The organism is Couchioplanes caeruleus (genome assembly GCF_023499255.1).
Classification (GTDB): Bacteria; Actinomycetota; Actinomycetes; order Mycobacteriales; family Micromonosporaceae; genus Actinoplanes; species Actinoplanes caeruleus_A.
In genome coordinates this window covers 8343188-8366923 of record NZ_CP092183.1, presented here as the reverse complement: position 1 = coordinate 8366923, position 23736 = coordinate 8343188, and the positions used below count along the sequence as shown (strand labels likewise).

Annotated in this window: 21 protein-coding genes, 1 tRNA gene and 1 pseudogene; 12 read left to right on the top strand and 11 right to left on the bottom strand. The window is 71.8% G+C overall.

What is annotated here, in order from left to right:
* Positions 1–64: 64 nt before the first annotated feature.
* Positions 65–1597, top strand: a complete 1533-nt coding sequence (locus COUCH_RS38500; RefSeq protein ID WP_249610030.1) for an MFS transporter — start codon at positions 65–67, stop codon at positions 1595–1597.
* Between the two features lie 133 nt (positions 1598–1730).
* Here COUCH_RS38500 and COUCH_RS38495 read toward each other — a convergent pair whose 3' ends face one another.
* The 4 genes from COUCH_RS38495 to COUCH_RS38480 all read right to left on the bottom strand — a co-directional run bounded on the left by COUCH_RS38495 (position 1731) and on the right by COUCH_RS38480 (position 6047).
* Positions 1731–2888 carry an MFS transporter gene (locus COUCH_RS38495; RefSeq protein ID WP_249610029.1) on the bottom strand — a complete coding sequence of 386 codons (1158 nt, stop codon included), beginning with the start codon at positions 2886–2888 and terminating at the stop codon, positions 1731–1733.
* Positions 2885–4519, bottom strand: coding sequence for a GNAT family N-acetyltransferase (locus COUCH_RS38490; protein WP_249610028.1), 1635 nt, complete (start codon positions 4517–4519; stop codon positions 2885–2887). Before COUCH_RS38490 ends, COUCH_RS38495 begins: the two co-directional genes overlap by 4 nt.
* Entirely contained in the window at positions 4512–5744 is a 1233-nt protein-coding gene (locus tag COUCH_RS38485) for a DUF6271 family protein (RefSeq protein ID WP_249610027.1), read from the bottom strand. The genes COUCH_RS38490 and COUCH_RS38485 overlap by 8 nt, the downstream gene beginning before the upstream one ends.
* Positions 5745–5974: 230 nt before the next feature.
* A tRNA-Gly gene (locus COUCH_RS38480) sits at positions 5975–6047 on the bottom strand.
* Positions 6048–6220: 173 nt separating this feature from the next.
* Between COUCH_RS38480 and COUCH_RS38475 the strand changes: the two genes are divergently transcribed.
* The gene (locus tag COUCH_RS38475; protein ID WP_249610026.1) at positions 6221–6760 is read left to right on the top strand and encodes a TIGR03086 family metal-binding protein; all 540 of its coding nucleotides are present in this window, start codon (positions 6221–6223) and stop codon (positions 6758–6760) included.
* Here COUCH_RS38475 and COUCH_RS38470 read toward each other — a convergent pair.
* On the bottom strand, positions 6757–8790 hold the full coding sequence (locus COUCH_RS38470) for a phosphocholine-specific phospholipase C (protein ID WP_249610025.1): 2034 nt from the start codon (positions 8788–8790) through the stop codon (positions 6757–6759). The two genes, COUCH_RS38475 and COUCH_RS38470, sit on opposite strands and share 4 nt — an antisense overlap.
* Positions 8791–8884: 94 nt before the next feature.
* Positions 8885–9160: pseudogene (locus tag COUCH_RS38465) on the bottom strand (helix-turn-helix domain-containing protein); the annotation flags it as partial.
* Positions 9161–9374: 214 nt separating this feature from the next.
* Between COUCH_RS38465 and rho the strand changes: the two are divergent.
* Entirely contained in the window at positions 9375–10526 is a 1152-nt protein-coding gene (gene rho, locus COUCH_RS38460; protein ID WP_249610024.1) for a transcription termination factor Rho, read from the top strand.
* A 7-nt stretch (positions 10527–10533) separates the two neighbouring features.
* Here the strand turns inward: rho and COUCH_RS38455 are convergent, their stop codons facing one another.
* A complete protein-coding gene (locus COUCH_RS38455) occupies positions 10534–11331 on the bottom strand; it encodes a L,D-transpeptidase family protein (protein ID WP_249610023.1) in 798 nt (265 codons plus the stop codon).
* Between the two features lie 180 nt (positions 11332–11511).
* Here COUCH_RS38455 and COUCH_RS38450 point away from each other — a divergent pair, with 180 nt between their 5' ends.
* Both COUCH_RS38450 and COUCH_RS38445 read left to right on the top strand, forming a co-directional pair.
* Positions 11512–12144 carry a CGNR zinc finger domain-containing protein gene (locus COUCH_RS38450; protein WP_249610022.1) on the top strand — a complete coding sequence of 211 codons (633 nt, stop codon included), beginning with the start codon at positions 11512–11514 and terminating at the stop codon, positions 12142–12144.
* Between the two features lie 152 nt (positions 12145–12296).
* Positions 12297–13121 (top strand): zf-HC2 domain-containing protein, encoded by an 825-nt coding sequence (locus COUCH_RS38445; protein WP_249610021.1) that lies wholly within the window; start codon positions 12297–12299, stop codon positions 13119–13121.
* Between the two features lie 4 nt (positions 13122–13125).
* Here COUCH_RS38445 and COUCH_RS38440 read toward each other — a convergent pair whose 3' ends face one another.
* From COUCH_RS38440 to COUCH_RS38430, 3 genes are all read right to left on the bottom strand, one after another.
* Positions 13126–13359, bottom strand: coding sequence for a hypothetical protein (locus COUCH_RS38440; protein ID WP_249610020.1), 234 nt, complete (start codon positions 13357–13359; stop codon positions 13126–13128).
* 64 nt (positions 13360–13423) lie between these two features.
* Complete coding sequence (gene mscL, locus COUCH_RS38435; protein WP_249613952.1) at positions 13424–13864, bottom strand: large conductance mechanosensitive channel protein MscL; 441 nt, start codon at positions 13862–13864, stop codon at positions 13424–13426.
* A gap of 112 nt (positions 13865–13976) precedes the next feature.
* Entirely contained in the window at positions 13977–14330 is a 354-nt protein-coding gene (locus COUCH_RS38430) for an anti-sigma factor antagonist (RefSeq protein WP_106126981.1), read from the bottom strand.
* Between the two features lie 189 nt (positions 14331–14519).
* Between COUCH_RS38430 and COUCH_RS38425 the strand changes: the two genes are divergently transcribed.
* The 6 genes from COUCH_RS38425 to COUCH_RS38400 are packed head-to-tail and all read left to right on the top strand — an operon-like array spanning position 14520 to position 20108.
* Complete coding sequence (locus COUCH_RS38425) at positions 14520–15383, top strand: STAS domain-containing protein (protein WP_249610019.1); 864 nt, start codon at positions 14520–14522, stop codon at positions 15381–15383.
* 4 nt (positions 15384–15387) lie between these two features.
* A complete protein-coding gene (locus COUCH_RS38420) occupies positions 15388–15801 on the top strand; it encodes an STAS domain-containing protein (RefSeq protein ID WP_249610018.1) in 414 nt (137 codons plus the stop codon).
* Positions 15798–16205, top strand: coding sequence for an ATP-binding protein (locus COUCH_RS38415; RefSeq protein ID WP_249610017.1), 408 nt, complete (start codon positions 15798–15800; stop codon positions 16203–16205). The genes COUCH_RS38420 and COUCH_RS38415 overlap by 4 nt, the downstream gene beginning before the upstream one ends.
* Positions 16202–17233 (top strand): SpoIIE family protein phosphatase, encoded by a 1032-nt coding sequence (locus COUCH_RS38410; RefSeq protein WP_249610016.1) that lies wholly within the window; start codon positions 16202–16204, stop codon positions 17231–17233. The genes COUCH_RS38415 and COUCH_RS38410 overlap by 4 nt, the downstream gene beginning before the upstream one ends.
* Before the next feature lie 14 nt (positions 17234–17247).
* Positions 17248–18573, top strand: coding sequence for a sensor histidine kinase (locus COUCH_RS38405; protein ID WP_430640862.1), 1326 nt, complete (start codon positions 17248–17250; stop codon positions 18571–18573).
* Positions 18570–20108: a fused response regulator/phosphatase gene (locus tag COUCH_RS38400; RefSeq protein ID WP_249610014.1), complete on the top strand. Its 1539-nt coding sequence runs from the start codon at positions 18570–18572 to the stop codon at positions 20106–20108. The genes COUCH_RS38405 and COUCH_RS38400 overlap by 4 nt, the downstream gene beginning before the upstream one ends.
* A 44-nt stretch (positions 20109–20152) precedes the next feature.
* On the opposite strand, the gene COUCH_RS38395 is transcribed toward COUCH_RS38400, so the two are convergent.
* Complete coding sequence (locus COUCH_RS38395; RefSeq protein WP_249610013.1) at positions 20153–22240, bottom strand: S9 family peptidase; 2088 nt, start codon at positions 22238–22240, stop codon at positions 20153–20155.
* A gap of 141 nt (positions 22241–22381) precedes the next feature.
* Between COUCH_RS38395 and COUCH_RS38390 the strand changes: the two genes are divergently transcribed.
* Positions 22382–23722 (top strand): FAD-binding oxidoreductase, encoded by a 1341-nt coding sequence (locus tag COUCH_RS38390; RefSeq protein ID WP_249610012.1) that lies wholly within the window; start codon positions 22382–22384, stop codon positions 23720–23722.
* Positions 23723–23736 lie beyond the last annotated feature (14 nt).

Genomic DNA, 23736 nt, shown 5'->3' with positions numbered 1-23736 from the left:
TTAGCTGATAGAAATCAGTTAACTGATACCGCGGTGATGCCTGACGGACGGGGGCGGCATCGACATGACGACGGGGCCGAAACGGCAGGGTCTCCTGCTCGTGGTCGTCGGGGCCTGTTTCCTGATGGTGATGATGGACAACACCATCCTCAACGTCGCGTTGCAGGCGATCCAGCGGGACCTGCACGCCGACAACTCCCAGCTGCAGTGGGCCGTGGATTCGTACATCCTGGTGTACGCCTCGCTCATGGTCACCGCGGGCGTGATCGCCGACCGGTGGGGCCGGCGCCGGACGCTGGCGGTGGGCCTGGTGATCTTCGCCGTGGCGTCCGCGCTCTCCGCGTTCGCCGAGACGCCGGATTCGCTGATCCTGTGGCGCGCGGTCATGGGTATCGGCGGCGCGGTGGTGCCGCCCACCACGTTGGCGATCATCAAGGACGCCGTACCCGAGAACGAGCAGGGCAGGGCGATGGGCATCTGGGCGGCGCTCGGCGGTCTCTCGGTGGCCTTCGGCCCGATTCTCGGCGGCGCGCTGCTCGATCGCTTCTGGTGGGGCTCGGTGTTTCTCATCAACGTGCCGGTGGCCGCCCTCGGCGTGGCGCTGCTCTTCGTCGCCGCGCGGGAGTCGCGGTCGGCCGCGGAGTTCCACCTCGACCTGCCGGGTCTGCTGCTCTCGACCGCGGCGATCGGCGCTGTCGTCTACGGCGTGATCCGGGCCGGCGAGGACAACGACTGGTTCGCGCCGGCCTCGGCCGGAATGATCCTGCTCGGCATTCTGCTGGTGGCCGCCCTGGTGGTGGTCGAACGCAGGACGGCGCATCCGGTGCTCGACGTGAACCTGTTCCGCAGCGCGCCGTTCGCCGGCGGCACGACCGCGGTGTCGCTCGCCTTCTTCGCTCTCACCGGCGGCACCTTCCTGCTCGTCTTCTACGTGCAGCTGGTGCTCGGCCATTCGCCGCTGGAACTGGGCCTGATCCTGCTCCCGGTCGCGGTGGGCAGCGTGTTCTCGGCGGTGAGCAGCGCGGGCGCCGTACGTTCATGGGGGTTCCGCCGCACGGTGACCCTCGGTTTGCTGCTGCTGGCGCTGTCCTTCGCCGGTCTGCTGCCGGCCACCGCGACCTCGCCGCTCTGGGAACTCGAGGTGAGCCTTCTCGTGGCCGGCCTGGGAATGGGCTTCGTCATGGGCGCCACCACGGCTCTGGCCATGACCGCCGTACCGGCCGACAAGGCGGGGGTGGGCGGCGCGGTCAACAACACACTGCGACAGGTGGGCGCGGCGCTGGGCGTGGCCGTCATGGGGTCGGTGCTTTCCATGGCGTACCGGGATCACGCGTCCGCCGTGCTGGACGTGCTGCCGGGGCAGCTGCGTGACCAGGCCGGCGATTCGCTCGGCGCGACCCTGTTCGTGCTCGCCGAAGGCCGACAGGCGCCGGGGCTGGCCGTCCAGGCGCAGAGCGCGTTCGTCGACGCCATGCATGTCACGCTGGGGGTGGGCATCGGCGTGCTGTTGCTCGGTGCGGTCACCACGCTGGCCTGGGTGCCGAGCCGGGTCGCCGGGCGCATGCCCGCTGCGGACGCGGCGGCCGGCGCGCCCTGACCGAGGAGGACCGATGACGAGCGTTGCGCCGGGAAGGCAGTGATGGTGAGGTGCCGCTGGCCCGCAGCGGTCACATAGCCACTGTGGACTGGGACGCTGACAAGATTTTCGAGCGGACGGCGGCCTTCTTGGCTCAGTGAACGGCTGCCGGCGCCGGGGCGGGCTGCGGCCAGCGGACGGGTACGACGGACAGCACCGCCAGCCACGCCGTCACCGCGACCGCTCCCATCGCCCACACCAGGCTGCTGCCCTCGGCGATGAAGCCCAGCACCGGCGGCCCCGCGAGGAGTCCCGTGGTGCTCATGGCCGCTGCCATCGTCAGCGTGTCAGAGCCTTCGCGGGCGGCCGCCACGTACAGGCAGGGGCTGACCGCGGCCATGCCGAGGCCGACGCAGGCGAAGCCCGCCAGGGCCGGGATGACGCCCCCGGCGAGCAGCGCCGTCGCGAGGCCCGCGCCGGCCAGGATGCCGCCGGTCACGACGATGCGCTTGTCGCCCCAGCGGGCGCGCCAGCCGTCGGCGAACAGGCGGGCGGTCACCATCATGGCCGAGGTGACCGCGATGCCGAGCGGGAGCAGGTGGGGCGCGGCATGCGCGATCTTCTCGAGGTAGAGCGCCGACCAGTCGGTCATCGCGCCCTCGGTGATGGTGGTGAAGAGCATGGCCAGGCCCAGCCAGGCCGTGATGCGGGACGGGCGGATCCAGCGCCGGCCGGCGGCCTTCGCCGGTGCCGGGAGGTCGTCGTGCAGCAGGGCCGGGCGGGCCGCGAGGATCAGCGCCAGCAGGAGCGCGCCCGCGATCGCGAAGTGCACGGGTACGGCGTCCGTGAGCGTGGTGACGCCCGAGGCGATTAGCGCCGCACCGAAGATGCCGCCGCTGAACAGGGCGTGGAGTTTCGCCATCGTGTTGCGCCCGTACCGGGCCTCGAGGGCGGCGCCCTGCGCGTTCATGGCCACGTTGAGGCAGCCGACCGCGACACCGTCGACGAGCAGGATGCCCAGCGCCAGCGGGTACGTCGGTACCACGGCGAGCCCGGACAGCGCCGCGACCAGCACGAGCGCGGAGCCGATGGCGAGCCGCCGCGAACCCAGCATTGCGATCAGCCGGGCGACCAGAGGGAACGACACCGTCGCGCCCACGCCGGCCGCGAGCAGGAACACGCCGACCTCGCCGGCGGTCAGGTCGAGGCGGTCGCTGAGCGCGGGGATGCGCGCCGCCCACGTCGAGTACTGGAAGCCGAGGAAGCAGAACAGCGCGGCGACAGCGAGCTGCGAGCGGCGGAACTCGCTCATGCGGGGCCCTCTTCTGTGATGACGCGGGACATGTAGACGGCGTCGGGGCCGTATCCGGAGGGGAGTGCGGCGTGGGGGTGCGGGTGGTATCCCTGCGCCGACCAGAAGCCGGCGGATCCACCGACCGCGACCAGCGAGATGCGCTCGTACCGGAGGGAGCGGGCCGTCGCGGTCAGGTGCCGCACCATGCGCTTCGCCCAGCCACGGCCGCGGAATTGAGGGCCGACAACGATGTCATGCAGGTGCAGGTTGGCCGAGTCGAACGTCCTGTCCTCCGCCCGTTCGAGGCTCGGGGCCCGGAAGCGCGGGTACGGCAGGGCGAGCAGGTAGCCGCCGATGCGTTCGCCGGCGTCCAGCACGAACGAGGTGGCCGGCGACCGGGCTGCCCGGGACCGGAGCACGGCGGGATCCTCGGAGAGCCCCTTCGCGCTGTACGCGGCGGCCTCGAGCTCCGCGATGGCGTGCCAGTCGCCGGCGCTGATCGGCCGTACGCGTTCCGCGCGGACCGTCACGCAGGGCAGCGGGTCGAAGCCGTTGAAGTGCAGGGTGCTGTAGCTCGTGGCGTACGCGCCCGCAGCTGAGATCCACACTGGATCACCGGAGGCGAGATCGGCCGGTACGGGCACGGGTACCCCTCCCAACGTGTCGTCGCTGTCGCAGGTGGGGCCCGCGACGATCGCCGGGATGCTGCGCCCGCCGGTGCGCGTCGGGAACTCCAGGCGGTAGCGCAGCCGGTCGCCCTCGAACAGCCCGTTGAACCGGCCGCAGCTCAGGTACAGCCAGGCCTGCCCGCGTACGGTCAGCCGGTTGACGTGGGCGCGGATGACGCTGTGGTCGGCGACGAGGTAGCGGCCCGGCTCGATGACGAACCGCAGCTCCTCGTGCGCCGCCTCGCGCAGGCGTCGCATGCCGGCCCGGATCGCGGCGAAGATGCCGGCGGTCGGCGGGGTCAGCGGGGTGCCGTCCCGGTCGAGGTAGCCGCGCGCGGGCAGTCCGCCACCGAGGTTGACGTGGTCGAGGTGGATGCCGCGCGCCGCCAGGCGCCGCACGACCGTGGTGAGGTCGTCGAGCGCCCGCTGCCAGCCCTGCACGGTCATCTGCTGGGATCCGACGTGCACCGACAGGCCGGACGGGACCAGTCCCTGCCGGCGGGCCTCCTCGAGGACGGAGACCGGGTCGCTGGTGCCGCACTTGCCGGTGAGACCCCAGACCGCGCCCGCGCCGGTGGTCGCCAGGCGGCAGAACACGCGTGCGCCGGGTGCGTGCTCGGCGATGGCGCGTACGTCCTCCACGCAGTCGGTCGCGAACGTGGTGATGCCCAGCCGGTGCGCGGTGGCGATCGCGCTGTCGGACTTGACGGTGTTGCCGTAGTGCACGAGGCCCGGTGCGATGCCCGTACGCAGGGCCTGCCGGATCTCCCCGGGGCTGGCCGCGTCGAAGCCGGCGCCGCGCTCGGCGAGGCAGGTCAGCACCTCGTCCACCGGGCACGCCTTCATGGCGAAGCGCACCGCGACGCCGGGGAGCTCGGCGAGCAGGGTGTCGTACTGCCGCTCGATGCCGGTCAGGTCGTAGACGATCCGGTCATCACGGGCCGCCAGCAGCGCCGACCGGACGTGGCGCCGGTCAGACATCGCGCACGCCGGTCGTCCGGGCCGCCCCCACCAGCGCCGCCCACGCGTCGATGAGCAGGGCGAAGTCGTCGGTGTCGCGGCGGGCCTCGAAGAGCAGCCGTTCGCGCCGGTCCCGTACGACGTCCGCGACCGTGGTGAACCGGCCGCCCAGCCGCCGGTACGCGGCCTCCAGGCTCCGGATCTTCGCCTCGTTCGGCTCGCGCGGCTGCCAGGTGCTGTCCCGGACGATCGCCGCGATCGCGCCCGCGTCGTCGCTGGTCATCCGCTGGTAGATGAAGTGCAGGTAGTGCATGGACAGAATGAACTTCGCGTACCGCATCTGGTACGCCAGGAAACCGGCGTCGGTCTTGCGTTCCGGGGTGTGGAAATTGACGATGTGGCGGTTGTGCAGAACTCCGGGCAGGCGCGCCTTGTCGGCGACGTGAATGAGGAAGTAGTCGCTGCCGATGGTGTCGGTCGCGGGCGGCAGCGGAATCCGCTCGTGCAACCCGTGGAAGCTGATGTTGTGCATGTCCACCCGCATGGGATCGACGACGGAGAGGATGAATTCGTCCCCGTCGAAAGGCGCACTGCCGGTGAAGGATTCCTCGACCAGCGCGCGTTTCTCCTCCTCCGTGCTGCCGTCGGCGGCCCAGAGGCCGACCAGGTCGTGGTAGGCCTCGTGGCCACGGATGTCGGCGATGTCCACGGACATCTCCCCGACGAACGATCCGCCGACCATGCTCACCGTGGCGTCATGCAGGGCGGGGTCCAGCCGGTTCTGCGCGGCGCCGGCCAGGTGCGCCGGCCTGCCCAGAAAGAGCAGTTCCGGGTGGATCGGGAAGACCTTCTCGCCCTGGTACGTCTGAAAGAAGCTGTCCGAGTCACGGCGGTGCACCGACTCGCAGCCCAGCGCCGCGGCGATCAGGAAGGCGCGGTTCGTGCAGGCGCCGTACGAGAGCGCGCGCGGAAGCATCAGGTCGAGCAGCAGGTCGGGCTTGTCCACGTCGGCGCGCCGGACCACCCGGTGCAGGAAGGCGCGCTGAGCCGGCTCGTCCAGGTGCCAGACGTTGTCCACCCCGGCGAGCGCACGCGCGTGTGCCGCGAAGTGGTCCGAGGAATCCAGCACGAGCAGGTGCACTTCGACGTCGAATTGCTCGACGGCATAGGCCGCCTCCGCGACCACCTCCGCCAGCGTCGCGGTGCATTCCCGGTTCGTCGGTACGGTCAGGCAGACGCGACGCATCCGCGCACCCTCCCGCCCGGAATCGTCGTTCACCCGTTCACTCCCGTACCGATTCTTGACGCACTGTCGTCAGGCGCACACTGACTGAAATAGTGCCCACGAAATAGGCGGCGGTGAATCTAGCACGGTTGTTGACACAGGCGCGCCGGTCGGACGGGAAGACCGTCTACATTGGCTGGCCGCAGGCGTCGATGTGACGTCGGGCACGCGGCCCGCGGTGATGGGGAGAGAGCGGACGACGGGATTCGAACCCGCGACCCTCACCTTGGCAAGGTGATGCGCTACCAGCTGCGCTACGTCCGCGTGCCCGGTGGCGCTCGCGCGTCCGGGCGATGGATGAACTGTAGCCAATCGCCGCCGGCTGATGCCAGGCGGCCCGGCGCCGGCCGGCCGTGGCGATCACCGCCGCGCCGATCGGGCCGGGGCGCCTGGCGCGCTTCCCGGCGCGGGTTGGCGCGGCCCCATAAAGTGTCAGCGTGACCGCGGCGACCGTTGATCAGCTGACCGCGACGGCCGAACGCGTCGGGCGGCTGGTCGCCGGCGTGAAGCCCGACCAGTGGGGCGATCCGACGCCGTGCGAGGACTGGGACGTCCAGTCGCTGGTGAGCCATCTGGTGCTGGGCAACGCGATGGTGACCTCCGCGCTCACCGCCCGGCCGATGACGTACCGCAGCCTGCAGGCGGGTTTCGACGAGAGCGCCGCGACGCTGACGACCGCCTTCCGCGCCCCCGGCATCCTCGACCGCTCGGTCGACGTGCCGTTCGGCCGGGTGACCGGCGCGATGGCGCTGCACCTGCGGCTGACCGAGCTGCTCGTGCACGGCTGGGACCTCGCCCGCGCGACGGGCCAGCCGGTCGACTTCGCCGAGGACGTCGTCGAGCAGGAGATCACGGTGACCGCGCCCGTACTGGCCGGCATGCCGGACGGCGAACGGCCGTTCGCCGCCGCCGTCGCGGTGAACGGGTCGGCGCCGGCGCTGGACCGCCTGGTCGCCCGCCTGGGCCGCCGGAGCTAGACCAGACCGCCCATCGCCGGGTCGGTGATGCTGTCCTTGCCGTTCTCCACGTGGCCGGCGCAGCGGTACTCGCCGCCCGCGCCGGTCACCACGAGGTCGTACCAGCCGCGGGTGCGGACCACCGGCCATGATCTGGCCGCCGTCTGGCCGGCGCGCAGCGACACCGTCGTGCGCGCCGAGGTGTACGCGTCCCGCACGGTCAGCTGCAGCCGGCTGCTTCCGTGGTTGGTGAACGTCAGCGTCACCTTCTCCGCACGGAGGTCGTAGTCGGTGCGCACGCCCAGCTGTCCACTGTGGAAGCGGCGGTGGAAGCCGTTGGGCCCGTGTACATCGACGTCATAGCCGTCCGCGGTGGGCCACGTGCCGGTCAGCGTCTTGCCCGGCTCGACGGTGTACGTGCGCGGCTCGCCGCCGACCGGGCGGGCGTGGAAGACCGCCGTGGCCCGGCCGGCGTTGCGGAACGTGATGGTCAGCGTCGTGCCGGTCACGTGACTGTCGGCGTGCAGGGCGTACGGGAGGGCGCGCGCCGGGCGGATGCCCTTCTCCTGGCGGGGGAGCCGCTGGTCGGCCGGGGGTACGGGCACCTCGTCGGGGTGGCGTACCAGGGCCTCCGGCTTGAGGTCGTCGGTGTCCGGGAGGCGGAAGGGCCGGGCGCGGTTCGGCGTACGGAAATCGAAGGCGCTGGTCAGGTCGCCGGTGACCGCCCGCCGCCACGGCGTGATGTTGGTTTCGGTCAGGTCGGGGCGGCCGGCGCCGAAGCGGGCCTCGAGGAAGCGGATCAGCGACGTGTGGTCGAACAGCTGCGAGTTCACCCAGCCGCCCCGGGTCCACGGTGACACGACGATCATCGGGACGCGGACGCCCAGGCCGTACGGGCCGGCCGGGTGGTCGGGGCTGCCGGGGAAGAGCTCGTTCGTCGTCGGCACCGTCGACTCGCCCGGCGTCGGCGGCGCCAGGTGGTCGAAGAAGCCGCCCTCCTCGTCGTACGTGATGAACAGCGCCATCTTGCTCCACACCTCGGGATGCGCAGCGAGGATGTCGATGACCTGTGAGACGTACCAGGCGCCGTACCCGGGCTCCCAGTTCGGGTGTTCGGAGTACGCCTCCGGCGCGACGATCCACGACACCGCCGGCAGCCGGCCGTTGCTCACGTCCGCGCGGAAGTCGCTGAGCAGAGCCTCCGGATCACGCCCGAGCGCGTTGACGTTCGTGCCTGACTTGGCGCGGTCGGCGAGCGGCGAACCGGGCTGCGCGTTCTGGTACTGGTGGAAGTACAGCAGCGAGTTGTCGCCGTAGTTGCCGATGTACGGGTCCTGCGTCCACCCCCACGAGCCGCCGGCGGTCAGCCCGAGGCCCACGTCCTGGTAGATCTTCCAGTCGATGCCGGCGCGTTCCAGCCGCTCCGGGTACGTCGACCAGTCGTAGCCCGCCTCCGCGTTGGTGATGACCGGGCCGCCGCCGCTGCCGTCGTTGCCCACCCATCCGGTCCACATGTGATAGCGGTTCGGGTCGGTCGGGCCGAGCAGCGAGCAGTGGTAGTTGTCGCAGACGGTGAAGGCGTCGGCCAGCGCGAACTGGTACGGCAGGTCCGAGCGGGTGTGGTACGTCATCGTGGTGACGCCCTTGTTGGGCACCCAACGGTCGTAGCGGCCGCCGTTCCACGCGGCGTGGCCGTCGTTCCAGCCGTGCGGTGGATCCGGCAGGAACGTGCGGCCCAGGTCGGGCACGTCGGGCCGGAACGGCAGCAGGTCCGGGCCGGCGGTCTGCGGCTGCTCCCACACCGGCTTGCCGTCGGGCCGGCGCATCGGATGCGGGTCGGCGAATCCGCGTACGCCCCGCAGCGTGCCGAAGTAGTGGTCGAACGAGCGGTTCTCCTGCATCAGGAAGATGACGTGCTCGACGTCGGCGATCGTCCCGGTGCGGTGGTGCGCCGGGATGGCGAGCGCCTTGCCGAGGTCGAGCGGGAGAGCCGCGGCGGCGGCCGGGAGCCCGGCCATCTGCAGGAAACGACGGCGGTCGACGGTACCCATGCCGGCACGGTATCGGTCCGACATGGACATGAGGTGTCGCTCAGCCGACGAGGACGCGCATCCCGGCGTCGGCCGTACGAGCGACGAGCCACTCGGTCGCCTGCACGTTCGCGGTGTGGAACAGGCGGGGCGCCGGGGTGTCGCGCCGCAGCTCACGGCGTACCTCGTCGAGCAGGTCGGCCAGCGGCAGGTCCAGCGCCCGGCAGATCGCGGCGAGGATCTCCGACGAGGGCTCCTTGGTGCCGCGTTCGACCTCCGACAGGTACGGCAGCGACACCCCGGCCGCCTCCGCCACGTCGCGCAGGGTCCGGCCCTGGCGGCGGCGTACCTCTCGCAGGACCGCTCCGATCATCCGGCGCAGCAGGGCCATGGCCGTCTCCTCGACGCTCGACGAATCGCCGGTCCCCATCCTGCCCGATGGCCGCCGGGCCGTGGGAGTGCTACCTTTGCCTCAGCCGTGCCCTGGATGCCGGCGGTTCATACCGCTCTCGGTTGACACCGCCCCCCAGAGGCCCGATACGGCCCGTTCTTCTTTCCTTCACGCGCCTCTCGACGCGCGTCCCCTCTCCCTTTGGAGTATCCGCATGACGGACAATCCTGGCGTCGGCGTACCCGTCGACGCCCTCCTCGACATCGTCGGCGACCGCGCCTGGCTGCGCGCCGACGGCTACCTCCCCGGCCCGGACGACATCCCGGTGTCGCCCGACCAGATCCGCCGGCTCGACCTTCGCCGCGGCGACCGCGTCACGGGGGTCGCCCGCGTCGGCAGCCGCGGCGACCAGCCCACCGGCGCCCGCACCGGCGGACGGAAGACCGCCGCGTTGCAGGTCGACACGGTCAACGGCCGCAAGCCCGGACGCCGGCCGGGCTTCTACGACCTCACCGCACTCCACCCGCAGGAACGCCTGCGGCTGGAGACCGAACCGCACATCCTCACCACCCGCGTCATCGACCTCGTCATGCCGATCGGCAAGGGGCAGCGCGCGCTCGTCGTCGCGCCGCCCAAGGCGGGCAAGACCATGGTGCTGGCGCAGATGGCCAACGCGATCGCCCGCAACAACCCCGAGGTGCACCTGATGCTGCTGCTCGTCGACGAGCGGCCCGAAGAGGTCACCGACCTGCAGCGCTCGGTGCAGGGCGAGGTCATCGCCGCCACCTTCGACCGGCCGCCGCACGAGCACGCGGCGGTCGCCGAGCTCGCCATCGAACGCGCCAAGCGCCTCGTCGAACTCGGGCGGGACGTGGTGGTCCTGCTCGACTCGCTGACCCGGCTGGGGCGCGCGTACAACCTGCTCGCGCCGGGCCGGGGGCGTACGCTCTCCGGCGGCCTCGACTCCAGCGCCCTGCACCCACCGAAGCGCTTCCTCGGCGCCGCGCGCAACATCGAGGACGGCGGCTCGCTCACCATCATCGCCAGCGCGCTGATCGACACCGGCTCGGCCCTCGACTCGGTGATCTTCGAGGAGTTCAAGAGCACCGGCAACGCCGAGCTCCGGCTCGACCGCTCCCTCGCCGAGGCCCGCATCTTCCCCGCGATCGACCTCGCCGCCTCCGGCACCCGGCACGACGAGAGCCTGCAGGGCCCCGGCGAGCTGGCGATCGCCGCCCAGATCCGCCGCGCCCTCAACGGCCAGGGGCGCGACGGCATGCGCCAGCTCCTCGGCCAGCTGCGCGGCACGGCCTCGAACGCCGAATTCCTGCGTCAGGTCGCGCGGACGCTCGCGGTGGCCGCCTGAGCCGCGGTCAGTAGACCCACACCTTCGTCTGCATCGGGATCTTGTCGGTCGTCCACAGGTAGTTCATCGCCGCCATCGACACCCGTGCGCAGCCGTGCGAGGCCGGGTACGGCGGCACGCTGGCCGCCCCGTGCACCGCGATGCCCCCGTTGAAGTACTTCGGGCGCCACAGCAGGCCCAGCGGCGCGTGGCGCCAGCCGTCGATCTGCCGGGAGACCCGGAACCTTCCGCTCGGGGTGTCGGCGAGGTACGTCTGCCCCTCCTGCTCGTAGTGCTGGTTCGAGCCGGTGGACGTGTTGAAGACCTCGGTCACCTCGCCGTCGTTGACGAGCATCAGCAGCTGCCGCTTCTTGCTGATCTCGATGACCCGGCCGCTGGTGCTCCGCGCCTTGGGGCGTACGCCCCGGTCGAGGGCCTTCTGGGTCTTGGGGCCGACCACGCCGTCGCGGCCCAGGCCGGCCGCCTTCTGCAGCGCGAACACCGCCTGCTGGGTCTTGCCGCCGAAGGAGCCGTCGGGCTTGCCGTTCCAGTAGCCGAGCTCCGTCAGGCGCTTCTGCAGGGCGACGACCCGCTCGCCTTTCGCTCCGGACCTGAGTTTTTGCGGCTTCGGCGCCGGCTTGCTCGTGGGCGTGTCCGACGGTGTCGTGGACGCCGAGGGGGAGGCCGTCGGGGTGTCCGCCGGGGACGACGGGCCGGCGGTCGCGGAGGGCGCCGGTGCGGCCTGGTCCGCGCCGCCGGTGTCGCACCCGGTGGCCAACGTTGCCGCGGCTGCCAGGGCCACGGCGGCGGTCAGAACTCTGCGCACCACTTACACCTCATTGTCCGATACTCACACGCGAGAGATGTTCATGCTGCCGTAAGCAGTCAAGCGCATCATGATCAACGTGGCGTCAGTGACCGAATGCGCAGCGTGCGACGGATGTGGCCGGTCCGGTCAGGCGTGTGGCGGATGCTCGCGTGAAAAAGAATCAAGTACCCTTCGCCTATGTCATGGAAGGCAAGTGCCCGGCACGGCGTACGCGAGGCGCCGGCCGGCCTCGCTCTCCTGCAGGACTTCGTGAACACCCGGGCCACCATGTCGTACGCCCCGGACCTGCTCGCCACGCCCGACGACGCCCAGCGCTGGCTGACCGACGCCCTGGCCACGTGGTCGCGGGTGGCCGGCCTGCCCGCCCCCGTGCTGCTGCTCTCCTCCACGGACCTGCGGTCGCTGCGGCGGCTGCGGAGCACGTTCGAGGGCGTGATCCTGGCCGCCGGCGGTCGCCACGCCAACCCGGACGGCGCCCTGCCCCCGGCGGACGTGCCGGTGAGCCTCGTCCCCGACGCCGACGGCTGGGTCCGCATGGTGCCCGCCGGGCGCGGCACCCGCTGGCTCGCGTCGGCGTTGTGGTCGGAGGCGCTCCTCGCGCAGCAGGCCGGGCTGTGGCCGCGGCTGAAGCTGTGCAACAACGTGGAGTGCCGCGCGGCGTTCTTCGACACCTCCCGCAACAACAGCGGCGTCTGGCACGACGTCAGCACCTGCGGCAACACCGCCAACCTGCGGGCCTTCCGGGAGCGCCGGCGGCTGATGGGCGGGACCGGCGATCAGGACGGCCGCCCGCAGCACGGCCTGCGCTGAGGTCCGCGGGCCCGCGGGCTCCGGGGTCCGGGGGTCGCATGCCGGGTCCGGGGGGCGCTTTCCGCTCCCGTGGGGTCGCGTTTTCGGGGCGGCGGGGCAGTGCGGTCGTTGCCGGCGGGAACCAGCGGACGTCTCCGCGCGACTATGGGTGCATGGCGTGTGAACGGTGGCGCGAGCTGATATCGGCGCAGCTGGACGGCGAGGACGATCCGGGCGATCGGCCCCGGGTCGACGAGCACCTGGCCGGATGCGCCGGGTGCCGGGAGTGGCTCGAGCGGGCCGCGGCGGTCAACCGGGTGACGCGTACGGGGCTCGTCGCGGACGTCCCCGACCTCAGCGCGGCCATCCTCGCGGCCCTTCCCGCCACGGGCACCCCCCACCGGGGCGGATGGCGGGAGTGGTTCGCGATCGAGGGCGGTGGCCGGCGGCGGGGCGGCGTACGCGTGCAGCTCGGCTCCGCTCTCTACATCGCCCTGGCCGCGGTCGGCGCGGTGCAGCTGATCCTCGGGCTGGCCCAGGTCGGCGGCGGCGCGGCGAGCCTGCACGTGCATGCCGGGCTGGACGCGACCCCCGGCCACCTGTGGCACGAGTCCGCGGCGTGGAACGTGGCGATCGGGGCCGGATACCTCTTCATCGCCCTGCGCCGCAGCCGGCCGGCGGGGCTCGTACCGATGCTGACGGCCTTCGTGGGGATGCTTCTGCTGCTGTCGGTCAACGACCTGTCCGCGGCTCGGGTCGACGGGACCCGGCTGGTCAGCCACGGTTTCGTGATCCTCGGATACCTGCTCGTCGTGGCGTTGTCGCGGGCCGCCGGCGACTCCGCCGAGCCGCCCGGCGACCGGGCCGGCGTGGGCGGCGCCTGGCGTCTCGTGGAGGCCGGGCCCGATGAGCCCGCCCGGCCGGCGCGCCTGCGTCTGCTGCCGGGTGGCCCGGTCACCGCCCGTCACGCGCCGGCCGACGAGCGCCGGGCCGCCTGAGCGGTCAGCGGTTTCGGGGGCGCACGGACAGCTCCCGCCACTCGTCCGGGCCGGTCAGGAGCGCGCGGACCATGTCCAGCGCGGCGTCCTCGCTGTCGTACTCGAAGAAGTGGGAGACACCGTCAGCGCCGCCCGCGCGCTGCTCCACGTACCACTGGTCGCCGCTCGTCCGCAGGTAGACGTCCTTGCGTGCGACGCGTCCCCATCTGCCGTTCCACCAGTGCTTACGTTGCTCCATCCCGGCACTGTATCGAACATCTGTTCGAACAGTGCCGGGTGGGTTGATCTTTTCGTGCCGGAGCTCAGCGGGGCGGTTCCTGGCCGTGGCGGCCGAGGATGTCGTTGACCGCGCCGGGCGCCACCTGCTGGCGGACCAGGGCGTCGCGGATCTCGGTGAGCAGCTTGACCTCCTCGCTGGGCGCCTCCGGCGGCGGCTCCTCGCCGCGCTTGCGCCGCTCGGCGAGCTTGTTCAGCGGGTAGACCACGAGGAAATACAGCACCGCGGCGGTCAGCAGGAACGTGATCACCGCATTGATGAAGCCGGGGATGTCGAACTCCACGCCGCGGATCTCCGGTTTGCCGGCGCCGACGCCGGTGCCGCCGCCCATGAGCTTGATCAGGGGCTCGAGGAAGGCCTTGGTGAAGGAGCTGACCACCGCGGTGAAGGCGGCACCGATGACGATGCCGACCGCGAGGTCGACGACGTTGCCGCGCATGATGAAGTCTTTGAAGCCTTTGAGCATGGACACGAGCACTCCTGCGATGAGGGGCCGAGAGGGGTTCGGTCGCAGCAGTTGCCCACGACCGATCGGCGACAAACTACGCCGATCGGCCCATCGCGGGAAGCGGGCGCGCTCAGTCGAGCGCGGGCTCCTCCGCGGTCACGGCCTCGTCGACCGTCGGGTACGTGTGCAGCACCTCGACCAGCCCGGACACCTCGAGGATGCGCAGCACTCCGCGCTGAGGGGCCGCCAGCCGCACCACGCCGCCGGCGTCGTCGGTGCTGTTCTTGGCACGGACGAAGACGGAGAGCCCGGTGGAGTCGCAGAACGAGACCTCGGCCAGGTCGAAGACAAGCCGGGTGCGGCCCTTCTCGAGCAGGTCGCTGATCTGGTCCTGCAGCTGGGGCGCGGTGGCCATGTCGAGCTCGCCCGCCACCGACACGACGACCACGTCGCCGCGCTGCTCGGTTTGTACCGTCAGGGACATTCAGGACCTCCCAGTTATGGGCAGAACGTTACTCCACGCGGCGCGGTGCCCGCAGAACGGGGAGACCCGCCTGACCACGGATTATTAGTTGGCCGACAGCAAGTATGAACCGGCCCCGATGGTAAAGTCCGGCCCGGTTGCCCGCGACCTGCGGCGGCCATGACCCGGCCGAGGTCACAGGAGGCACCGGTGGCGCTGAGTTCGGACCAGAGCAGTCGGTTCGCCGACCTGCTCAAGGGGCACGAGGAGGCGATCGTCGCGTTCTGGACGGACGCGGTGGCCGACTCCCTGCGCGGCCGGTTGAGCCAGGCCGAACTGCACCGGCAGACCTCCGAACTGCAGCGGGGCTTCCAGGGCGCGTTCGGCGCGGGGGCCCAGGACCTCGGCGACGAGGTGGCGGCCGAACTGCGGGCCCAGCTCAGCGAGCTCTCCGGCATCCGGGCCCGGCAGGGCTTCACGGCCACCGAGACCGCGGTCAGCGTCTTCACGCTCAAGGACGCGGTGCTGCAGGTGCTGGACCAGGGCGAGGGCACGGACGCCGCGACCCTGCGCGAGTACGTGGCCTTCTCGGCGTTCGTCGACCGGGCCGGCCTGTTCACCTTCGACAGCTACACGCGGGCGCGCGAGGAGCTCATCGCCGACCAGGCGGAGCAGTTGCTGGAGCTCTCGACCCCGGTGGTCAAGCTCTGGGAGGGCGTCGTCGCGGTGCCGCTGGTCGGCACGCTGGACTCGGCCCGCGCCCAGGTCGTCATGGAGCGGCTGCTCGAGACGCTGGTGGAGACCGGCTCGCCGTACGCGATCATCGACATCACCGGCGTCCCCGCGGTCGACACCCAGGTGGCGCAGCACATCCTCAAGACCGTCGTCGCCGCCCGGCTCATGGGTGCAGACTGCATCATCTCCGGGATCCGGCCCCAGATCGCCCAGACGATCGTGGCGCTGGGCATCGAATTCGGCGACATTGCCACCAAGTCCAGCCTCGCCGACGCCCTGCGGCACGTGCTGCGGCTGACCGGTGACAAGGTCGCGCAGAAGCCGCGCCGGGAAGGCTGAGCCGATGGAACGCGTGCCGGTCCTGAAGATCGGCGACATCCTCCTGGTGTCCATCCAGATCGACATGGAGGACCAGGTCGCCCTGCAGCTGCAGGAGGACCTCGCCGACCGGATCGTGGCGACCGGCTGCCACGGTGTGATCATCGACATCAGCGCGCTGGACATCGTCGACTCCTTCGTCGGGCGCACGCTGGCGACGATCGCCTCGATCTCCCGGGTGCTGGACGCCGAGACGGTCGTCGTGGGCATGCGGCCGGCGGTCGCGATCACGCTGGTGGAGCTCGGGCTGTCGCTGCCGGGGATCCGTACGGCGCTCAACGTCGACCTCGGCATGGAGCTGCTCGCCGCCGCCCGGGCCGAGGCCGAGGGCGACACCGGGCACGAGGACACCGACGAGCCGGCGGTCACCGCCCCATGACCGGCGGGGCCGCGGAGCGGGTAGCGGTCGCCACCGACCAGGACGTGGTCCGGGTCCGTCAGCTCGTCCGTACGGTCGCCGTGGCGGTGAAGCTGTCCCTGGTCGACCAGACCAAGCTCGTCACCGCCGCGAGCGAGCTGGCCCGCAACACGCTGGTCTACGGCGGCGGCGGAACGGTCGAGGTGTCCCGGGTCGACAACGGCCGCCGGTCCGGCATCCGCATCGTTTTCGCCGACAAGGGCCCGGGTATCCCCGACCTCGACCTGGCCCTGACCGACGGCTACACCACCGGCGGCGGGCTGGGGCTGGGTCTCAGCGGCGCCCGCCGGCTGGTCGACGAGTTCGACATCGAGACCGCGATCGGCGAGGGTACGACCATCAGCGTGACCAAGTGGTGCCGATGAGCGGAGGAACGGTGGCTTCGCTGCCTGAGGGGCTTCTCGACGGAGGTCTCTGGTTCCGGGTGGAGGCCTCCAGTGCGGCTGCCGCCGTACGCCGTTCCGCGGAGCGCCTCGCCACCGAGCTCGGCATGCCGGAACGCCGGACCGCCGACCTCTCGATCGTCGTGGCGGAGGCCGCGGGCAACCTCGCCAAGCACGCCGACGAGGGCATGCTCCTGCTGCGCCCGGCCCGCTCGGGCACCGAGGCCGGCGTCGAGATCATCCTCATCGACAAGGGCCCCGGCATGGCCGACGTGCTGCGCTCCTTCGGCGACGGCCACTCGACCGCCGGCACGCTGGGCATCGGGCTCGGGGCGATAGCGCGCCAGGCCGGCTGGTGCGACATGCATTCGGTGCCGGGCAAGGGCACCGTGCTCGCCGCACAGGTGTGGCCGACCGTGCCGCCGGAGCCGGTGTGGGCGTCGGGACTGACCCGGCCGCTCACGGGCGAGCCGGTCACCGGGGACGGCTTCGCCGTACGCCACACCGGCGAGCGCCGGCTGGTGCTGGTCTGCGACGGGCTCGGCCACGGGCGGCTGGCACACGCGGCGACGCAGGAGGCCGTACGCGTCTTCGGCGGTCTGCCCGAGGCGCCGCCGGCTGCGGTCGTCGACGCGTTGCACCGTACGCTCGGACACACCCGCGGGGCCGCGCTCGCCGTCGCCGAGCTGGACCAGGAGCGGGGTCTGGTCCGCTATGCGGGCCTGGGCAACATCTCCGGGACGGTCATCGCGCCGGACGGCGCCCGCCGTGGCATGGTGTCCCTGCCCGGCATCGCCGGGCATCAGCGCCGGCAGATCCGCGAGTACGAGTACCCGCTGGCGCCCGGGGCCGTGGTGCTCATGCACACCGACGGGGTCGTGGACCGCTGGAACGCGACCGACTACCCGGGTCTGCTCGGCCACTCGCCGCAGGTCATCGCGGCCACCGTCCTGCGTGACGCCGGCACCCGCCGCGACGACGCGGGCGTCCTCGTGGCGCGGTTGCCATGACGGGCGAGCCGCTGATGCGGACGCGGATCCGGGTGGAGCAGGACGTCTTCACGGTCCGGCAGATCGGCCGCGAGGTGGCGCGGGAGGTCGGGCTCGAGTCGCAGGACCAGACCCGGCTCGCCACGGCGCTCAGCGAGGTGGGCCGGCTGCTCGTCACCGCGGGCCGCGACGCCGACGTGGTGTTCACGGCGAGGCTCGACGGGGTACCCACCCTGTTGGTAGAGATGGCCCATCCGGTGCCCGGCGACGGCGCGCAGCTCAGCGCCCAGCTGACCCAGGTGGGCCGCCTGGTCGACACGATGGAGGTAGGGGATGGGGAGACCGGTACGGTCGTGCGGATGTCCCGACGTCTGCCGCCGAGCTCACCGGCTCTGATCCCCGGCCGTATGGACGAGATTCGCGACCGCCTGTCCGGACACGTACCGGGCACCCCGCTCGACGAGCTGACGGTGCAGAACCATCAGCTCATCGCGGCGCTGGACGAGGTACGCGCACAACGCGACGACCTCGCCCGGCTCAACGCGGAGCTGGAGGACACCAACCGCGGCGTGATGGCGCTGTACCACCAGCTCTCCGACGAGCTGGAGGAGACCAACCGCGGGGTGGTGGCGCTCTACGCCGAGCTCGACGAGAAGTCGGTGCAGCTGCGCGCCGCCAGCGAGGCGAAGAGCCGGTTCCTGGCCAACGTCAGCCACGAGCTGCGCGCCCCGGTCACCGCGATCATCGGGCTGGGCCGGCTGCTCGCCGACGAGTCCTCGGACAAGCTGACCGACGAGCAGGCCCGGCAGGTGGAGCTGATCCGCTCCTCCGCCACGGACCTGCTGTCGCTCGTCAACGACCTGCTGGACCTCGCCAAGGCGGAGGCCGGACGGATCGAGCCGAACTGGTCCGATGTGGACCTGAAGGCGGTGTTCGGTCAGCTCCGCGGCACGCTGCGCCCGCTCGCCACGCGCCCCGACGTCGACTTCGTCGTCGAGGAGCCGGCGGTGCCGGTGCTGCGCTCCGACGAGGTGCTGCTCGCCCAGGTCCTGCGCAACCTGCTCACCAACGCCATCAAGTTCACCGCCACCGGCTCGGTGCGCCTCGGCGTGGAACGGGTGGGCGACGACGTCGAGTTCACGGTCGCCGACACCGGCACCGGCATCGCGCCCGAACTGCACGAGCGCATCTTCGAGGAGTTCTACCAGGTGCCGGGCAGCCAGGCGTTGAGCGGCAAGGGCACCGGGCTGGGGCTGCCGTACGCCCGCCGGCTCGTCGGCATCCTCGGCGGGGCGATGCGGGTGACCTCCACCCCCGGCGAGGGCAGCACGTTCGTCGTCGCGCTGCCGGTGTCGCCATGACGCCGGCCACCGTCCTGGTGGTCGACGACAGCGCCACCAAGAGATACCTGCTGGTGAGCTGGCTGACCCGGGCCGGCTTCACGGTCGTGGAGGCCGAGACCGGCGGCGCGGCCCTCGCGATGCTCGGCGAGGCGGACGTCGACCTGGTCGTGCTGGACGTCAAACTGCCCGACATGAGCGGTTTCGAGGTCTGCGAACGGATCAAGACCGATCCCGAGTACGGCGTGCTGCCGGTCATCCACGTCTCGGCGCACGCGGTGGACGTCGTCGACCGCACCCAGGGCCTGAACCGGGGCGCGGACGCGTACCTGGTCGAACCGATCGAGCCGGACGAGCTGATCGCCACCTCCCAGGCGGTGCTGCGCTACTACCGCGCCCGGCAGCGCGCCGAGGAACTCGCCGCCCGCATGATCCGGCTGGCCGAGACCACGCTCGCGATCAACTCGGCGTCGACGCTGGTCGGTCTGCTGCAGGCGGCCGCGGACGGCGCGTACGCCATCTTCGGCGGCCCGATCGTGGTGGTCGCGGAGACGTCCGAGGGCGAGGGCCTGGCCGCGATCGCGGCGGGCGGGCCGGCCACGGTGCGGCCCTGGACGGTCGAGCACCACGAGACGGCGGTGGGATCGACCGTACGCACCGACGAGCCGTCCGTCTGGAACCTCGTCGACTGGCCCGAGGGCGAATCGGTGGCGGTGGCCGCGGCCCGGCTGCGCAACGACCGCACCCCGGCGTACGTCGCCGTGCCGGCCAGCTCGCAGAGCCCCGGTTTCCCCGTGCTGCGCCAGCTCTCCCAGGCCGTCGCCGCGGCGGTCGAGGCCCAGCGCTCGTACGACGAGGAACACCGCATCGCGGTCACGCTGCAACGCAGCCTCCTGCAGTCCCGCCTGCCCGACGTACCCGGCCTCGAACTCGCGGTCCGCTACGAACCGGCGGGCGCCCAGACCGAGGTGGGCGGCGACTTCTACGAGCTGACGATGCTCGACGGCCGCCTCCTGGTGGCGATCGGCGACGTGGCCGGCCACTCCCTGCACGCGGCAACGGTCATGGCCGAACTGCGGCACGCGGTCCGCGCGTACGCCGTCGAGGGCCACCCGCCGGGCGCGGTCATCGACCTGGTCAACCGCTTCATGCGGACGGTCCTGCCGGCGGAATCGGCGACGCTCTGCCTGCTCACCCTGGAGCCGGCCTCGGGCCGCATCCGGATGGCCAGCGCGGGTCACCTCCCGCCGCTGCTGCACGTGGCGGCCACGGGAGCCCGCTTCCTGGCCCCCCGCGGCCCGCTGCTCGGCATCAACGCCCCCCGCCCGGAAGACCTGGAGTTCGTCCTGCCGCCGGGTGGGACGCTGGTGCTCTACACGGACGGCCTGATCGAACGCCGCGAGGCGGACATCGACGTGGGGCTGACGGCACTGGCGGAGTGCGTGTCGGAGGTCGAGCCGAGCCTGGACGCGTTCTGCCAGCGGTTGCTGGTCCGGCTGGCGGGCGCGGGCGAACAGGCCGACGACATCGCGGTGGTAGCGCTCCGCCGTACCTGACGAAGAAGGCCCGGCCGCGCGGCCGGGCCCCTCGATGAAGCACGTCAGGCGAGGCCGACCGTGTCCAGGATCCAGGCGGTCACGAACGCCTCTTCCTTCCAGGAGTCGTAGCGGCCGCTCGGCCCGCCGTGGCCCGCTCCCATCTCCGTCTTCAGCAGGTACGACCCCTCGGGCGCGGTCGCCCGCAGGCGGGCGATCCACTTCGCCGGCTCGTGGTACAGCACGCGGGTGTCGTTGAGGCTGGTCACGGCCAGGATTCTCGGGTACGCCTGCTTCGTGACGTTCTCGTAGGGGCTGTACGACTTCATGTACGTGTACACGTCCGCGTTCTCCAGCGGGTTGCCCCACTCCTCCCATTCCGTGACGGTCAGCGGCAGGGAGGGGTCCAGGATGGACGTCAGCGGGTCCACGAAGGGCACCTGGGCGACGATGCCGGCGAACGCGTCCGGGGCGAGGTTGGCGACCGCGCCCATGAGCAGGCCGCCCGCCGAGCCGCCGCGCGCGACGATGCGGTCGGCGCTGGTCCACGAGGACGCGACCAGCGCGCGGGCGCAGGCCACGAAGTCGGTGAAGGTGTTCTTCTTGGTCAGCATCTTGCCGTTCTCGTACCAGCGCCGGCCCATCTCGCCGCCGCCTCGCACGTGCGCGATGGCGTAGACCATGCCGCGGTCCAGCAGCGACAGGCGGGCGATGGAGAAGTACGGGTCCATGCTGATCTCGTACGAGCCGTAGCCGTACAGGAGCAGCGGCGCGGTGCCGTTGCGGGGGGTGCCCTTGCGCGCCACGATCGAGATCGGGACCTTGGTGCCGTCGTCGGCGAGCGCCCATTCGCGGTGCTGCTCGTACGCGTCGGGGTCGAAGTCGCCGAGCACCGGCTTGCGCTTGCGCAGCACCATCGCCCGGGTGATCAGGTCCACGTCGTACACCGAATCCGGGGTGACCATCGACGTGTAGCTGATCCGCACGATGTTCGTGTCGTACTCGGGGTTGCCCGCCAGGCCGACGCTGTAGAGCGGCTCGGGGAACTCCATGTCGTACGTGCCGGTGCTGCCGTCGGCCATCACCCGCAGGCCGGTGAGGCCGTCGCGGCGCAGCGAGATGACGACGTGGCGCTGGAACGCGTCGACCGACTCGAGGCGGGTGCCGGGCGTGTGCGGGATCAGCTCGACCCATTCGCCGGGGTTGTCGACCGACGTGGAGGCGACCGCGAAGTCCTCGGCGTTCTCGTTGTGCAGGATGAGGAAGCGGTGGCCGTGGTGCTCCACCGAGTACTCGACGCCCTGGACGCGTTCCCGGATCACCGCGGGCTCGGCCGTCGGGTTGTCGGCCGCGATGACGCGTACCTCAGAAGTGATCTTGCTGTTGGTGTCGATCACGATGAACTTCTCGCTGCGGGTGAGCTCGACGCCCACCCAGAACCGCTCGTCGGCCTCCTCGTAGACGACCACGTCGTCGGCCGCGGGCTGCCCGACGGTGTGCCGCCACACCCGGTTGGGCCGCCAGGCGTCGTCGACGGTGATGTAGAAGAGCGTGGAGCCGTCGGCGGACCAGGCGCTGCCGTAGAACGTGCCGGGCACCTCGTCGGCCAGCGTCTCGCCGGTGCGCAGGTCCTTGACCTTCAGCGTGAACCGCTCGTCGCCGTCGAAGTCCACCGAGTACGCCAGCCGGGTGCCGTCGGGCGTGACGTCGAACGTGCCCAGCGCGAAGAATTTCCTGCCCTCGGCGAGCTGGTTGCCGTCCAGCAGCACTTCCTCGCCGGGCAGCGGGGCGCCGTCGCCGGTGGCCGGCGGGTCGATGTCGCCCGGGGCGGCCGCGACGCGGCACTGGATGCCGTACTGCTTGCCCTCGACCGTGCGCGTGTAATACCAGTAGCCGCCCTTGCGCTGCGGCACCGAGAGGTCGGTCTCCTGGGTGCGGCGCTTGATCTCCTCGAAGATCATGTCCTGCAGCCCCTCGAGGTGCGCGGTCGCCCGTTTGGTCCAGGCGTTCTCCGCCTCCAGGTACGCGATCGTGTCCGGGTTCTCCTTCTCGGCGAGCCAGGCGAACTCGTCGGTGACCGTGTCGCCGTGGAAGGTGCGCTCGCTGGGTAGCTGGCGTACCGCGGGCGGGGTCGTGGGCATGTCGGTCGTCACGCTTGTCCACGTTACCGGTCGGTTGTCGATCACCGCCGGTGCACGCGTCTCCCCACGCCATTCGAACATGTGTACGATGTGCCAGAGTGGACGATCTCCAGGGGCAATCGATGCGCTGGCATGTGGAGCGGGGGAGTGGCGATGGGGACGGATCTTCCCGCGCGTGAGCCGCTGCTGCGAGCGCTGGTGGACATCTGCGGGCCGGATTTCGCGCGGACGGCCGGCCCCTCCGACACGGTGGCCGGGCGCCTGGCCAGCTTCGTCGCGGCGCCCGCGACGACCGCGGCGGTCGCCGACACCATGCGCCTGGCCGGGGAGCGCGGCCTGGCCGTCATCCCGCGCGGTTCCGGATCCAAACTCGATTGGGGTACGCCTCCGCCCGGCGTGGACCTGCTGCTCGACACGGGCCGTCTCGACGGCATCTGGCACCACGACGCGGAGGCCGGGACGGCCGAGATCGGCACCGGCACGACCGTCCGGGCCGTCCAGGCGGCGCTCGCCTTGCGGGGTCAGCGCCTCGCGGTGGACCCGCCCTCGGTGACGGCGACCTTCGGCGGCGTGCTCGCCGTGAACGAGACGGGCCCGCTGCGCCACCGCTTCGGCACGGCCGCGGACCAGGTCGTCAGCGTCGCGTACGTGGGCAGGGACGGCGAGGTGGCCACCTCCGACGGTGAGAACGGCAGCCCGGGCATCGCCGAGATCGACGGTGTGCTGCTGTCGGCGCGGGTACGCCTCGAGCCGCTGCCCGCGGTCCGGCGCTGGGTGTCGGTGCCGGTCGCGACGCCGCGCGACGTCCAGGACCTGATCGCCGAGACGCTGTCCCGGCAGGTCGGCCCGAGCGCCGTCGAGATGGACCTGCCCGCCGGGAGCCAGCCCACCGCTGCCGGGCACCTGAGGGTGGTTCCCCCGCCGGGCTCCGGCCCGTCCGGAGGCACCGCAGCCGGGCGCCTGCGGGTGGTGCCGCCGGAAGGCTCGGCCGGGCACCTGCGGGCGGTTCCGTCGCCGGGCTCGGCCGGGCAGCCGCGGGCGGTTCCGTCGCGCGGCTCGGGCACGGCCGCCCGCGGCGCGCTCGCAGTCCTCCTTGAGGGCGAACCGGCCGACGTGGCGCAGCGGGCTGCCGACCTGGAGAAGTCGCTCGGCCGTGACGCGACCACGTCACCGGTGGCGCCGGGCTGGTGGGGCCGCTACCCGTTCGGCCCGGACGACGTGGCCCTGCGGATCGCGGTGCCGGCGGCCGACCTGCAGTCCGCGGTGTACGCGCTGCGCGACGTGACCGGGATGCCGGTGCCGGTCCGGGGCTCGGCGGGCCGGGGCATCGTGCACGCGGTCCTGCCCGGCACGCTCGCCGCGGAACGCGTCGAAGGCATCCTGGACGCGGTGCGCGGGGTGCTGCTGGCCCGCGGCGGACGCTGCGTGGCGATCTCGGCGCCGCGGGCGATCAGCACGGAGATCGACATGGCGAGCCGTCAAGACCTGTTCTGAATCGATATGTCACG